Here is a 14,205-nt window from a genome sequence, read left to right on the forward strand (position 1 = left end):
GGCGCGAAGCGCCCCCGGCAATTTCAGCTTCATCGCAGATATTGTCGGGGCCGCTTTGCGCCCCATCGCGACACAAGGCCGCTCCTACAAGGGGGGCTGCACCGGTTCTGAATCATGAGAAATTGTTGCCACACCGCGTGTGCAATCTGTGAAGGCGCACTAGAGTGAACTCCGAACGGAGCGCTTGCTGCATAAGCAGGAGGTCTGCAAGGACGCTACAACGTTGTTGAGATGGACGGCTGGTATTGAGGAGTAAGCCCCATGTAAACAATTTAAAAGGTAGTGTCCTGGCATCCCTGTGAGGGGAATATGATTGAAGACCCATACATGCTGTTCACCCGAATTCCTGTTGTCGTAGACGAGCAAGGTGGTTTGTTTACAGACCCCTTGTGGGTCAAAGATATAGAACTTCATCTCACCTACATAGAAAACTTCGGCATGTGCTGCCCTGTCGAGAGAGGCGGCAACGTCGACGGGCTGCAAAGCATTAGCCATCTGGATGTTAAATGGCTTTATGGGTTGCGCAAAGACTATGGGCTTGCGTCAGTATTAAAGAACTTTTTCCCGAATTTCATAACCGTCATCAATGCCTGCAAGCATGCCCGGATCGTTCATTCTGACGGGGCCGGTTGGGCATTCCCCTTGTCCTTTTACCTATTGCCGCTCAAGCCGTTGTTCCGCTTCCAATGGGTGATTGTCATAGAGTCTTCATTCTGGATGTTGGCTCAGGGGCAGGCGCGAACCCTCAGAGCAATCATCGAGCACCACGTGCACACCCTGTTATTGAAGTGCTGCCTGAAGCTGGCGAATGCCAGGATATTCACGCAATCCTTTTACAAGGAATATTTTCTTGGGAGTAATAACAGTCACACGTTGATCAACCCTGCCAGCTGGCTCGATAAAAAATACATGGCAGCGCCCGAGGCCGTCAGAAAAAGATTCGAAGCCAGACGCAACCGTACACTCAACGTGCTTTACCCATCACGCCTTGTCCTGGATAAAGGTGTTCTGGTGGTCCTTGAAGCCATTGAGCAACTGGAAGCCGAAAGCATTGATATCACCGTCACCATTATGGGCGAGGGTGATTTGAAAGAGCACTGCCTACGCTTTGCAGCTGAAAAACATGGCGGCATCGAGGTGAGGTTCTTGAACGCAGTTGATTACGGCAAAGACTTTTTCAGCATCATTGCCCAGCATGACTGGCTGTTGGTGCCGACATTGAAACAGGAACAACCCCGAATCATTTTTGACGCATTCAGCCAGGGCGTTCCCGTCATCGGTTCTGACACATCCGGGGTCCTGGACATAACCAGCAAGCTCAACACGCTCACGTTCGAAACCGGAAACCCGTCCAGCCTGGCAGACCGTATTCGTCATGCTGCCCGGCATCCCGAGCTGGCGCTGGAAATGGGGCTTGCGGGGTTGGATTATGCGACGGGGAAAACACACTTGCAGATGCATCAGGTGCGCGAGGAATTCCTGAAGAGCAGTTTGACGCCCTCTGCCAACCCGCGCGCCCCAAATGACTGACGACGGGCGCCCCTATCACCGACTGATAACCAGGCGCCCACCACCCTGGCGAATCTGCAGCCCATAGGTCTGGGCCAGCATGGCCAACGCCAGCGGCAGATCATCGACCGGGAAGGTGCCAGACACCCGCAGTTCGCTCAACGCGGGGTCGCACTCCAGGCGCTGGTCGGCGTAGCGCATCAATGCCTGCGCCCACTGTTGCAATGGCATGTCATCGGCCACCAGCAAGCCGCGTTGCCACGCCAGGCTGGTTTCACGCACCTCCCCGACAAGGCCCAGATGCTCCCGGGTGAATCGCACCTGCTGCCCGGCGCGGATGATGTTCTCGCCTGCCGCCACGCTGGTGCTTTCGGGGCGTACCTGCACGGCGCCTTCGTACACCTCGAGCAAGGTTTCATCGGCCAGCTGGTGCACGCTGAACCGCGTGCCCAGTGCAAGCAACTGCCCATGCACGGTCTGCACCATCAGCGGCCGTGGGTCGGCAGCGGTCACGATGTACACCTCGCCACGGCGTAGATGCAGCAGCCGTTGCGCGCTATCGAAAAGCAGCTGCAGGGCACTGTCGGTATTGAGGATGATCTGCGTGCCGTCGGCCAGCCGCGCGCGTGTGCGCTCGCCCACAGCCGTCTGGTAATCACTGGTAAAACGCCCGGCCTGCGAGCGCCAGCCCCACCAGCCAAGCGGTGCAGCACCCATCAGCAGAACCAGCCCGCGCAGTACCGCGCGCCTGCCCGGGGGGCGTTGCAGGGTGTGCCTGGCCAGCGTGGGCGGCAGGCTGCCCAGGCGTGAAAGCAGGCGCTGAGCCCTTTTCCATGCACGTTCGTGCTCATCACTGGCAAGCCGCCAACGTTCCAGTTCGAGCTGCTGGGCAGGCAGCAGCGGCCCTTCCTGCATCAGCATCAGCCACGAGGCTGCCTGGGCAAGCACATGCTGCGCGATGGCATCGTCGGGCGTTGCAGTACCGTTAGTCATCGGGCATCTGCGTCAGGCAGGCCAAGTAGCCCTCGTGGATGTACTTCTTCACGGTCGGCAGCGCTATGTTCAAGGCCACGGCGATGTCCTTCTGCTTCATGCCATCCAGTGTCGCCATCAGGAATGCCTGCCTTGCACGCGGTCGCAGCTTGTGCAGAACTGCGTCGATCTCATGCAGGGTTTCGAGGATCACACATTGCAGCTCAGGCGACGGATACTCGGGCTCTGGCAGCAACAGCAGCGCTTCGAGCCACGCCTGCTCCAGCGACTGCCGGCGCCGCCAGCTCACCAGCACGCAGTTCGCGATGCGCGTCAGGTAGGCGCGGGGTTGACGAATCGGCTCGACCCGCGCGCCCTCGCGGCTGGCCAGCACACGCAGGAACGTATCCTGGGCCAGATCGTCGGCCACCCCGCGCCCCCAGGACCTCAGCCGGTAGGCAAGCCAGTTACGCAGCCAGGCGTGATTCTCGATGTACAGCGTTTCGATACTGCACGGCTCGGTATTGTTCGGCGGGGAGAAGGGTGCATTCATCGTCGATTGAATTGATACATGGACTGTCGCAAATGCAAACCATTATCACTAGAATTGCTCAAGTCACAAGGCCAGTTCGGTAAATTCGGACGCTTCCTAGCCATTCATATCCTTTTTTCGATCTCGTGCGACAGAGGAGGTAACAGCCCGCTGCCAGTGGTGGGCGCGAACCCCACGAGCGAGAAAAGCATGCTCCCAGTACGTTGTCCTTCACCTGCTCCGCGCCCTCGGCCTTGCCTGTCGCCCATCACCTTTGTGCTGCGTTGCACGCTGACCAGTTGCTGCGCTTCAGGCCTGCTGCACAGCAGCGCGGTTTTGGCCGAGGATGCCCACAAGGCTGCGCTCACGGCTACCCGCCTGGACGACGCCACGCTGCGTGACTACAACATTGCCCAAGGCCCGTTGGGGGCAGCCCTCGGCAGCTTCAGCAGCCAGGCCGGGCTGCTGCTGTCGTACGAGCCTGACCTGATTCGCGGGCGAACGGCGCCCGCCTTGAAAGGGCGGTATACGGTCAGCGAGGGCATGCAGCGGTTGCTCGCCAATACCGGTTTGCGGCTGGTGCCAAGTGCTACCGGCACCTACGTGTTGATGGCGCAGGGCATCGCTGCCCGTGCAGCAGCAGAGTTGTCGCCGACGATGGTCGAGGCCGCCGCGCAGGGCCCAGAGGTGGAAACCTACAGAGCGCCACGTTCGTCAGTGCACCTGACCAGCGAGCAGATCGACCGCTTCGGCCGGGTGTCTGCGGGCGACCTGCTCAACGGTATCCCTGGCGTGCAGGTTGGTGACACCCGCAATGGCGGTGCCCTGGACGTCAACATCCGCGGCATCCAGGGCCAGAGCCGGGTGGCGGTCAAGGTCGATGGTTCTGAGCAGGCCCTGGATGTCTATCGAGGTTATGGCGGTACCCAGCAGCGTAGCTATATCGATCCCGACCTGATCAGCAGTCTGACCGTGAACAAAGGGCCGTCGACCAAGTCCGGGGCGATAGGCGGCACGGTGGAGATGCAGACGATCGGTGTGCAGGACATTCTGGTGGACGGCAACCAGGTCGGTGTGCGCCTCAAGGGCGATTTCTGGGACAACGGCGTAGCCCCCGCTCACCGCAGCGCCAGTTCCAGGGATGAAAGCCTGACCGCGCCGCCACGCGACAGCCGGGGCAGCCTGTTTGGCTCCGAGGCTGAGTCTGGCAGCGCTGCCTTTGCCTTCACCACAGAGCGGCTGGACGTAGTGGCGGCGTATGCACACCGTAACCAGGGCAACTACTTTTCCGGCAAGAAAGGCCAGGACCGCTATCGCATCCATGACGAAGACGGCCGCGAGCAGCCGAGCGTTGCAATGACTTATAACGCCGGCGAAGAAGTGCTCAACTCTTCATCGAAAACCGACTCGTACCTGCTGAAGGCAACCTGGCGGATAGCCGACGACCATACGCTGGACCTGGGCTATCGCCGCTACGACGGTCGCACTGCCGAGATCATGCCTTCCGACATCTACCGTTTCGGCACCGCGGGTATCTACCAGTACCCCTTGGGCGAGGTGAAGATCGACACCTACACGGCGCGCTACCACTACCTGCCTGCCGGTAACCCCTGGGTCGACCTGACCAGCAACCTGTGGATGACAGACGCCAAAACCAGCACCTTGAGCTCGGCCTGGACGGCGCCTGCTTCGCAGTTGTTTCGTTCTGACCGCAGCTGGACCCGCCAGGACAACCGCCGTATTGGTGGCGACCTGAACAACGTCTCCCGGTTCGAGACGACCCATGGCGACTTCAAGCTCGACCTGGGCGGCGCTTTCCAGCTCGAAGACCTGCAGCCGCAGAAAAGTGTGCTTATCACCCAGCATGACATCGATGCCAACCGCACCCTGCGCGATGCCTCCCGGCAGGAGTTCAGCTTCAACGGCAAGCTCGAGTATCAGCCGATCGAGCAACTGACCCTGTGGGGCGGTGGCCGTTACAGCCACTTCCACACCAGGGATAACACCGTGCTGGCCACCGCCCGGCGTCAGGACCGCGAGGTACGATACATCTCGGCGAGTGGCCCGAAAGGCTGGGGCAGCATGACCTGGTTCCCCGACCAGAACGGCCAGTACACCGATGCCACCGACCCCAGGCTGAACAACGGCATCGTCTTCGGCAACAGCAACGAGCCGTTCAATGGCGTGCGTTTCAACGACTTCGGCGCGACCAGCGTGGAGGTCGGCACCGAAGGCATCAGCAGCGTGGTCACAGGCTACGACCATAGCCCGCAGGGCAGCAGCAGTGGCGGCGGCTTCTCGCCGGCATTCGGCATCAACGTCGAGCTGGTGCCCGACACGTTCTTCTATGTCACCTACACCCAGGGCCTGCGCCTGCCGTCTTTGTTCGAGACCAGCCAGGGTACCCAGCAAGTCGCCCCCGGTAAAAGCCTGAAGCCCGAACGCTCGCAGAGCTGGGAGATCGGCGTCAGTGCGCTGCGCGACAACCTGTTTACCGAGCACGATTCGGCCGCGCTCAAGCTCGCCTACTTCGACAACGTGATAAAGAACTACATCACCCGTTACTACGATCCAAGCCCGGGGCTTTGGGGCCTGATGACCTTCAGCAACACCGACAGCTTCAGCACCCGCGGCCTTGAGCTGCAATCGCACTACGATGCCGGCCGTGTGTTCTCCGACCTCTCGGCCACCTACTACCTCAAGACCGAGACCTGCGACGCGGACTTTGCCGGCAAACTTCGCGCCACGGCCAACCCGTATCAGAAGACCGAGAACACACCCAACTGTACGCCGGGCAGTTTCATGGGCTCTTATACCAACACTCAGAACCCGCCACGGTTTTCAGCCAACCTGACAAGCGGCGTGCGCTTCTTCGACGAGGCGTTGACCGTGGGTGGACGGGTGACCTACACCTCCGGGCCGACCAATACCCTCGACAAGCCCTGGCAGTCCGGTGCCACCACGCCGCAAGTGGAATACCGCTCGGTTGCGCTGTTCGATCTGTTCCTCAAGTACAAGCTGCTCGAGAACACCGAGGTGAATGCCTCGCTGCAGAACCTGACCGATCGCTACTATCTGGACCCGCTGGCGCAAAGCTTCATGCCGGCGCCGGGGCGCACGCTGCGGGTGGGGGTAGTGACGCGGTTCTGAGGGCCGCAGAGGGCGTTGGCGCAGAGGGTTTCGCCAGCGCCCCGACATTTTTGCGGGCATTAAAAAGCCGGCTTGTGGCCGGCTTCTCGGGGACGCTTCCGACTAATTTATGGTAAGCCGCAATCGCCTTAACTGTGTGGCCATCAAGGGCCTGAAAGAGATGGCAGATGCCCGTGTGGGATATCGCCGAGCCCTCTGGACCGCGGCTCGCGCCGGTCGGGGCTTAATGTGCGGCGTAGCATACAAGGGCACGCGCAGGATGCCCAGCAAAAAATGGCACAGGTTGTTTCAGCCGGGCCGCTGCTGGCGGAAATGCGACCAGTGGAATACCCAACCGATGATCTCCAGGCCCTGCGCCTGGCGCTGGGCGCAGGTGTAGCGTTCGACGGCGTAATTGCGACGGTCATGGCTGTGCAGGTACAGCGTGCCCTGCGGGCCGAGGCTGAGGTTGTTTACCCTGAGCACGCCATTGTGCAGCAGGGCATAGGTTTCGCCCTCTATTATTTGGGTCATGCCCAGGTCCACGGCCAGGATGGCCTCCAGCGGAATAAGCGGAACCATGTTGCTGGCGGGCATGGCCAGGCAGATGGCGTGATGGGCGTGCACACCCAACCCTTTCAGCGCTTTTGCCGGCAAGCGCAGGTGTTTGCTGGCCACCGGCGCAAGCAGGCCGTTTCGCAGTTCGTAAAAAGGCACCCTCAGCTCCCGGGCACGGTGTGCCGACAGTGGGCTGGGCGGGTTGGCCGGTGCCTGGCGTGGCAGGTGGTTGCGCTGGATCGGGTTTGGGTGTTTGGGCCCTTCGCCCGTGCGTAGCCAGCGCCGATGCACACAGAACAGGTCGGCCATTTCGTCCAGGCGGGCCAGGGGTACGCCGCGGTTGAACCAGTTGTTGACGTGCTGCGGTGTGACGCTGCGCTGAGCGGCGAAATCAGAAGCGGACAGGCCACATTCGTGGAGAAGGGCTTTGAGGCGGTCGCCGGAAGTGTTCATGGGGGCGAGTGTAGCGACGGGGTACCCGCAAGGAAATGAACCGCTTGTTGACGGAATTTGTACGAAAAGTGCCTGCTTGTAGGGCGTTGGTGTAGGACTGCGTAGGACTTTTTACCGAATTAAGGTGCTGTCGCCCCTTCGGGCAAAAAAAAACCCGCCGGAGCGGGTTTTTTTACAACCGGTATCAGCCTTTGTAGGCAGCAACCGATTTGGTGATCGCAGCACGGGCGGCGTCAGCGCCATCCCAGCCTTCGATCTTGACCCACTTGCCCTTCTCGAGATCTTTGTAGTTGGCAAAGAAGTGCTCGATCTGCTGGATCAGCAGGGCTGGCAGGTCGGTGTATTCCTTCACGTCGACGTACAGCTGCGACAGCTTGTCGTGAGGAACAGCGATGACCTTGGCATCACCGCCGCCGTCGTCGGTCATGTTCAGGATGCCAACCGGACGGGCGCGGATAACCGAGCCTGGCGCTACCGGGTAAGGGGTAACCACCAGCACGTCCAGCGGATCACCGTCGTCAGCCAGGGTGTTCGGGATGAAGCCGTAGTTGGCTGGGTAGAACATCGGGGTAGCCATGAAACGGTCGACGAACAGGGTGTCGCTGTCCTTGTCGATCTCGTATTTGATCGGCGCGTGGTTGGCCGGGATTTCGATGGCGACGTAGATGTCGTTCGGCAGGTCTTTGCCCGCCGGAATCTTGCTGTAGCTCATTGGGCAGTGCCCCCGTGTTTGACCAAAAAAGTGGCGGCGATTATAGGCACATTCTGCCGGGGCATGCCACGCCTGGCCGGATGTGCGGCCCCGTCAGGCGTGGCTTTCGCGGTACTCGGGGTGTTCGGCCTGCAGCCGAAGCAGCCGCGCCAGCGGGTCTTGCCGGTAGAACTGCGACAACTGGTGGTAGACCCGTGGATAAGCCTGATGCAGCAGGTCGGGGGCACTAAAGAAGTATTCGCTGGTGACAGCAAAGAACTCCGCCGGGTTTTCCGCGGCATACGGGTCGATGGCGGTTTCGGCGTCGGGGTTGTTGTCCAGCTGGCGGTTGAGGTCGTCGTAGGCCTGCTGCATGGCCGTTGCCCACTCATCCACCGGCATGCCGCTGTGCAGCGGCGGCAGGCCGTTGGCATCGCCATTGAGCATGTCGAGCTTGTGCGCCAGCTCATGGATGACCAGGTTGTAGGCCTCCCAGCCACCGCTGGCCAGCACGCCGTTCCAGGCCAGGATGATCGGCCCCTGTTGCCAGGCCTCGCCGCTGTGCTCGCCGTCCCACACGTGCTCCACGCCACTGGCATCGCGGTGGCGCTGGGGGCTCTTGAAGTCGTCGGGGTACAGGATGATTTCGTGGAAGCCCTGGTACCAGTTCAGCTCGCCCAGGTGCAGCAGCGGCAACTGCGCCTGGGCGGCCAGCAACAGGCGCTGCTCGTCGTCGGGTTCGACACCTGGCAGGCAGGTGAGGTGCTTGTCGAGCAGGAACAGGATGCAGGCTTCGCGCAGCCAGTGGTCTTCGTCGTCGCTGATGCCGTCCAGCATGGGCAGGCGCTCGCGCACGGCCTTCCACTGCTTTGGCTCGATGGGGTAGCGCGCCAGTGCGCGCTTGCGCCGCCAGGCGCTGAACGACCACATGCCTGCTGTTCTCTAAGTGTTCAGTGAGCCTTGGCCGCACGGCCCAGGCGGCCGCGCAACAGGCCGAGGATCATCGGCACCAGCGACAGGATGATGATGCCCACCACCATCAGCGACAGGTGCTGCTTGATGAATGGCACGTTGCCGAAGAAGTAGCCCAGGGTGACCAGGCCGCCGACCCACAGGATTGAACCGGCAACGCTGAAACCCAGGAAACGTGGGTAATGCATGTGGGCGATGCCGGCGACGAACGGTGCGAAGGTGCGCAGGATGGGCAGGAAGCGCGCCAGCGTCACGGTCTTTCCGCCATGGCGTTCATAAAACTCATGGGTGCGCTGCAGGTAGTCGCGGCGGAATATTTTCGAGTTGGGGTTGTTGAACAACCGCTCGCCGGCTGTTCGGCCGATCACGTAGTTGGTGCTGTCGCCCAGGATTGCGGCAGCCATCAGCAGGCCAGCCAGCAGCACCGGGTCCATACCGCCACCCGCCGCTACGGCGCCGGCGATGAACAGCAGCGAGTCGCCCGGCAGGAAGGGCATTACCACCAGCCCGGTTTCGCAAAAGATCACGGTGAAAAGGATGGCGTAGATCCAGGGACCGTAATTGGTGACCAGCAGATCGAGGTAGGCATCGAGATGCAGGATAAGGTCCAACGGGTTGAAATCCATGTACAGCACCTGTGTTCTTGGGCGTAGGCTGGGTTACCTGGGGATGGGTAAATTTTCACACATGACAGGTGGGGCATTATACGGCGAAGTGAGGATCATGCCCGGGGAGTTTGTAGCGGGGGGTTACGGTGAAAGGCCTGGATAGTTGTATCGACTGTACCGGCCTCATCGCCGGCAAGCCAGCTCCCACAGGTTGACCACGAGCTCAGCGCAGTAGTTGACCTGTGGGAGCTGGCTTGCCGGCGATGAGGCCGGGGCAGGCATGAGGGTCAATCCTGGCTGATGGGCAGGATGTAACTCTTGAACTCGGTATCTTCACGAAACCCGATGGATTCGTAGGTCTTGTGCGCTACCTCATTGTTCGCGCTGGTCGACACCCGCATGCGCACGGCGTTGGTCTCTTTGGCCATTTTCTTCGCTTCACGCATCAGGTGGTCGGCCACCAGCATGCGCCGCGAGTCTTCGGCCACGTAGATGTCGTTGAGAATCCACACGCGCTTGAGCGACAGCGACGAGAAGCTCGGGTAAAGCTGGCAAAAGCCCATCAACTTGCCGTCATCATCATCGGGAAGTGCCAGGTAGATCACTGATTCATCCCGCTTCAGGCGCTTTTCCAGGAAGCTGCGCGAGCTGTCGGGGTAGGGGAGCTGCCCATAGAACTCACGGTATTTGACGAACAATGGCGTGAGCAGGTCGAGGTGTTCCAGGGTTGCCTTGATGATGCGCATGTGCGGCCCTCAGAGTCCATTTAGGGAAACAGCGGAATGCCAGCGGCTTTCAAGGGCATGCTGCCCAATGCGCGTCACAAGTGCAATCCGCCTTCCGTGACATGTTGTTTACTCTTTGCCGAGCAGGAAGTTGCCTTTCTGGTTACCAGTGTGCTCACTTTCCAGGCTATGGACCTCGGCTTCGTCCTTGAGATTCACTCCGGAAAGCTGCCGACGGCAGGCTTCGCGCATCAGGTACAGCAGGCGGTGCGCCGCCATGCCATAGCTCAACCCCTCCAGGCGGATGTTGGAGATGCAGTTGCGGTAGGCATCGGTCAGGCCGACTTTTGGCCCGTAGGTGAAATACAGGCCAAGGCTGTCGGGGGAACTCAGCCCCGGGCGCTCGCCGATCAGCATCACTGTCATCCGTGCGCCCAGCAGTTCGCCGACCTCGTCAGCCACCGCCACGCGGCCTTGCTCCACCAACACCACCGGGGCGCTGGTCCAGCCGTCAGCGGCGGCCTGTTCCTCGAAACGGGCCAGGAACGGCAAGGTGTGGCGGTGCACGGCCAGCGCCGACAGGCCATCGGCGACCACAATGGCCAGGTCGACGCCGCCGGGGTTGGCCTGGGCATGCTGGCGCAGGGTGGCAATCGACTCTTCGTTCAGGCGCCGGCCCAGGTCCGGGCGTTGCAGGTACTGGTGGCGGTCACTGGCAGCGCTATGCAGCACCAGGCTTTCGCGCCCGCGGTCACCCAGCTGGGTAGCCAGGCCGGCATGGTCGAAGGCCAGGTGCACGGCATCGCGGGCCTGGGCATGGGCGAACTGGAAGTCCAGCTGCGCCCCGGTCGGCAAGCTGGTGCCGGCACGGCCCAGGGCGATGCGCGCCGGGGTCAGGTTGCGCAGGGCCAGCCAAGGGTTGTCGGGGGTAGGTGTGCGATGGTCCATGGTCATCCCTATGCAAGCTGTGCCAAGGCCTTGCGGAAGGCCGGTGGCAGGTTGTCACCAAAGCGCACCCGGCCATCGGCCTGGGTGAAGATGCCGGTGCGGGCCAGCCATGCCTCGAATTCCGGCCCGGGCTTCAGGCCCAGGGTCTGGCGCGCGTACAGCGCGTCGTGGAACGAGGTGGTCTGGTAGTTGAGCATGATGTCGTCGGAGCCGGGGATGCCCATGATGAAGTTGATCCCGGCCACCCCCAGCAGGGTCAGCAGGGTATCCATATCGTCCTGGTCGGCTTCGGCGTGGTTGGTGTAGCAGATGTCGCAGCCCATCGGCACGCCCAGCAGCTTGCCGCAGAAGTGGTCTTCCAGGCCCGCGCGGATGATCTGCTTGCCGTTGTACAAGTACTCCGGGCCGATGAAACCGACCACGGTGTTGACCAGAAACGGCTTGAAGTGGCGGGCCACGGCATAAGCGCGGGTCTCGCAGGTTTGCTGGTCGACGCCATGGTGGGCGTTGGCCGACAGTGCGCTGCCCTGGCCGGTTTCGAAATACATCAGGTTTTGCCCGAGGGTGCCGCGTTTCAGCGACAGGCCCGCTTCGTAACCCTCCTGCAACACGTTCAGGTTGATGCCAAACCCGGCGTTGGCCGCCTCGGTGCCGGCAATGGACTGGAACACCAGGTCCAGCGGCACGCCACGGTTGATCGCCTCGATCGAGGTGGTGACATGGGTCAGCACGCAGGCCTGGGTGGGGATGTCGTAGCGCTGGATGATGGCGTCGAGCATTTCCAGCAGGGCACAGATCGAGGCGATGCTGTCGGTGGCCGGGTTGATGCCGATCATCGCGTCCCCGTTGCCGTACAGCAGGCCGTCAAGAATGCTGGCGGCGATACCCGCCGGCTCGTCGGTCGGGTGGTTGGGCTGCAAGCGCGTAGACAAGCGCCCGCGCAAGCCCATGGTGCCGCGGAACCGGGTGACCACGCGAATCTTCTGCGCCACCAGCACCAGGTCCTGCACGCGCATGATCTTCGACACGGCCGCAGCCATTTCCGGCGTCAGCCCTGGCGCCAGGGCGCGCAGGCTGTCTTCATTGGCCTCTTCGCTCAGCAGCCAGTCGCGCAGGCCGCCCACGGTCAGGTGGCTGACCGGGGCGAAGGCCTGGGCATCGTGTGTGTCGATGATCAGCCGGGTGACTTCATCGGCTTCGTAAGGGATCAGGGCTTCATTGAGGAAATGGGTCAGCGGGATATTGGCCAGCGCCATCTGCGCAGCGACACGCTCGCCGTCATTGCTGGCCGCGACGCCTGCCAGGAAGTCCCCCGAGCGGGCCGGGCTGGCCTTGGCCATTACGTCCTTGAGGCTGTCGAAGCGGTAGACCAGGTGGCCTACCGTGTGTACGAAACTTGCCATACAGAATCTCCAGAGCCGCGGGTTGCCCCGCGGCGGGTGGCGGCAATCAGTGCAAGGCCTCTTCGGCCTGCTGGATGGCGGCGAATTCCTCTTCCGGCGTGCCCGCGACCAGGTGGTGGCGGCTGTAGAAAGCAAAGTAGGCAATCAATACCGCATAAATCACTGCGGCGCCAATCACCACCCGTGGGTCGACCAGGAAGCCGGCAACCACGGCGATGCACGCCAGCACCAGCGCCACGCCCGAAGTGAAGATGCCACCGGGGGTGCGGTACGGGCGCTCCATCTTCGGCCGGCGGATGCGCAGGGTGATGTGCGCGGCCATCATCAGCACATAGGACAGCGTAGCGCCGAACACCGCTACCAGGATCAGCAAGTCGCCCTGGCCGGTCAGCGACAGGGCAAAGCCGATGATGCCGGGGATGATCAGGGCCAGTACCGGGGCTTTGCTTTTGTTGGTTTCCGACAGCTTGCGCGGCAGGTAGCCGGCGCGGGACAAGGCGAAGATCTGGCGGGAATAAGCGTAGATGATCGAGAAGAAGCTGGCGATCAGCCCGGCCAGGCCGACCAGGTTGACGAAGCCGCCCATCCATGTGCTGCCGCCGTAGGCCTTGGACAGCGCTTCGACCAGCGGGTTGCCGGATGCCTTCAGCGCTTCGGAGCCGGCGCCGCCAGGGCCGACCACCAGGATCAGCAGGGCGAAGGCCAGCAGTACCAGCATGGCGCCGATCAGGCCGCGTGGCAGGTCACGCTTGGGGTTCTTGGTTTCTTCGGCGGCCAGCGGCACGCCTTCGACGGCAAGGAAGAACCAGATGGCGTAAGGGATCGCCGCCCACACGCCGACATAGCCGAACGGCAGGAAGCTGCTGGCGCCTACTGCGTCCGTTTTGGCGATGTCGAACAGGTTGGCTGCATCAAAATGGGGCACCATGCTCACCAGGAACACCGCCAGGGCGATGGCGGCGACGGCGGTGATGATGAACATCAGTTTCAACGCTTCACCCACACCGAAGATGTGGATGCCGATGAACACGATATAGAACGCCAGGTAGATCACCCAGCCGCCGATGCCGAACAGTGACTCGCAATAGGCGCCGATGAACACGGCGATGGCCGCGGGCGCAATGGCGTATTCGATGAGGATTGCCGTGCCGGTCAGGAAACCGCCCCATGGGCCGAACGCACTGCGGGCAAAACCGTAGCCGCCGCCTGCGGTGGGGATCATCGACGACAGCTCGGCCAGCGAGAAGCACATGCACAGGTACATGGTGGCCATCAGCAAGGTGGCGAGGAACATGCCGCCCCAGCCGCCCTGGGCCAGGCCGAAGTTCCAGCCGGCATAGTCGCCGGAGATGACATAGGCCACGCCCAGGCCGACCAGCAGTACCCAGCCGGCGGCGCCTTTTTTCAGTTCACGTTGCTGGAAATAGTCCGACCCGACTTTTTCGAAGTCGACGGAAGAGCCTGCCGGCGAGCCGGCGGAATGATCGCTTGGCATAGATTCACCTGTTGTTTTTCTTGGTGGCCGGAAGGGTTCGGGCCGATGGTGATGTGTACTGCAGGAAGCGAGCCAGAGCGGTTGGTGCCCCGGGGTTTGTGTGATTCAGGTCCGGCCTCATCGCCGGCAAGCCAGCTCCCACAGGTACTGCACAGTTTTCGAGATCAGTGCGGTCCCTGTAGGAGCGGCCTTGCGCCGCGATGGGCTGCA

Annotated in this window: 12 protein-coding genes; 2 read left to right on the plus strand and 10 right to left on the minus strand. The window is 61.9% G+C overall.

The genetic code is table 11. The features are described from left to right. Window positions 1-309: 309 nt before the first annotated feature. Complete coding sequence (locus ACN6NG_RS02675; RefSeq protein WP_474312875.1) at window positions 310-1,530, plus strand: glycosyltransferase family 4 protein; 1,221 nt, start codon at window positions 310-312, stop codon at window positions 1,528-1,530. 15 nt (window positions 1,531-1,545) lie between these two features. Here the strand turns inward: ACN6NG_RS02675 and ACN6NG_RS02680 are convergent, their stop codons facing one another. Together ACN6NG_RS02680 and ACN6NG_RS02685 are read right to left on the minus strand one after the other, a co-directional pair. Next, window positions 1,546-2,502 (minus strand): FecR domain-containing protein, encoded by a 957-nt coding sequence (locus tag ACN6NG_RS02680; protein ID WP_474312877.1) that lies wholly within the window; start codon window positions 2,500-2,502, stop codon window positions 1,546-1,548. Further along, window positions 2,495-3,034, minus strand: a complete 540-nt coding sequence (locus ACN6NG_RS02685) for a sigma-70 family RNA polymerase sigma factor (RefSeq protein ID WP_474312878.1) — start codon at window positions 3,032-3,034, stop codon at window positions 2,495-2,497. Before ACN6NG_RS02685 ends, ACN6NG_RS02680 begins: the two co-directional genes overlap by 8 nt. 189 nt (window positions 3,035-3,223) lie before the next feature. Here ACN6NG_RS02685 and ACN6NG_RS02690 point away from each other — a divergent pair, with 189 nt between their 5' ends. Further along, window positions 3,224-6,163, plus strand: a complete 2,940-nt coding sequence (locus ACN6NG_RS02690; protein ID WP_474312879.1) for a TonB-dependent receptor — start codon at window positions 3,224-3,226, stop codon at window positions 6,161-6,163. A 288-nt stretch (window positions 6,164-6,451) separates the two neighbouring features. Here the strand turns inward: ACN6NG_RS02690 and ACN6NG_RS02695 are convergent, their stop codons facing one another. The 8 genes from ACN6NG_RS02695 to eat form a co-directional block, all read right to left on the minus strand. Beyond that, window positions 6,452-7,153: a LexA family transcriptional regulator gene (locus ACN6NG_RS02695; RefSeq protein ID WP_063424042.1), complete on the minus strand. Its 702-nt coding sequence runs from the start codon at window positions 7,151-7,153 to the stop codon at window positions 6,452-6,454. Window positions 7,154-7,337: 184 nt separating this feature from the next. Then, entirely contained in the window at window positions 7,338-7,865 is a 528-nt protein-coding gene (gene ppa / locus ACN6NG_RS02700) for an inorganic diphosphatase (RefSeq protein WP_016497835.1), read from the minus strand. A 93-nt stretch (window positions 7,866-7,958) separates the two neighbouring features. Then, complete coding sequence (locus ACN6NG_RS02705) at window positions 7,959-8,774, minus strand: M90 family metallopeptidase (protein WP_063424043.1); 816 nt, start codon at window positions 8,772-8,774, stop codon at window positions 7,959-7,961. Window positions 8,775-8,794: 20 nt separating this feature from the next. Further along, window positions 8,795-9,442, minus strand: coding sequence for a DedA family protein (locus ACN6NG_RS02710; RefSeq protein ID WP_041167541.1), 648 nt, complete (start codon window positions 9,440-9,442; stop codon window positions 8,795-8,797). Window positions 9,443-9,711: 269 nt separating this feature from the next. Next, on the minus strand, window positions 9,712-10,170 hold the full coding sequence (locus tag ACN6NG_RS02715; RefSeq protein WP_016497838.1) for a GNAT family N-acetyltransferase: 459 nt from the start codon (window positions 10,168-10,170) through the stop codon (window positions 9,712-9,714). A gap of 108 nt (window positions 10,171-10,278) precedes the next feature. Beyond that, window positions 10,279-11,097, minus strand: a complete 819-nt coding sequence (gene eutC, locus ACN6NG_RS02720; RefSeq protein ID WP_063424075.1) for an ethanolamine ammonia-lyase subunit EutC — start codon at window positions 11,095-11,097, stop codon at window positions 10,279-10,281. Window positions 11,098-11,105: 8 nt separating this feature from the next. Next, entirely contained in the window at window positions 11,106-12,500 is a 1,395-nt protein-coding gene (locus ACN6NG_RS02725) for an ethanolamine ammonia-lyase subunit EutB (RefSeq protein ID WP_474312881.1), read from the minus strand. Window positions 12,501-12,546: 46 nt separating this feature from the next. Further along, complete coding sequence (eat, locus tag ACN6NG_RS02730) at window positions 12,547-13,995, minus strand: ethanolamine permease (protein WP_049277561.1); 1,449 nt, start codon at window positions 13,993-13,995, stop codon at window positions 12,547-12,549. Between the last annotated feature and the right edge of the window lie 210 nt (window positions 13,996-14,205).

This window comes from Pseudomonas sp. TSO6 (assembly GCF_056098905.1).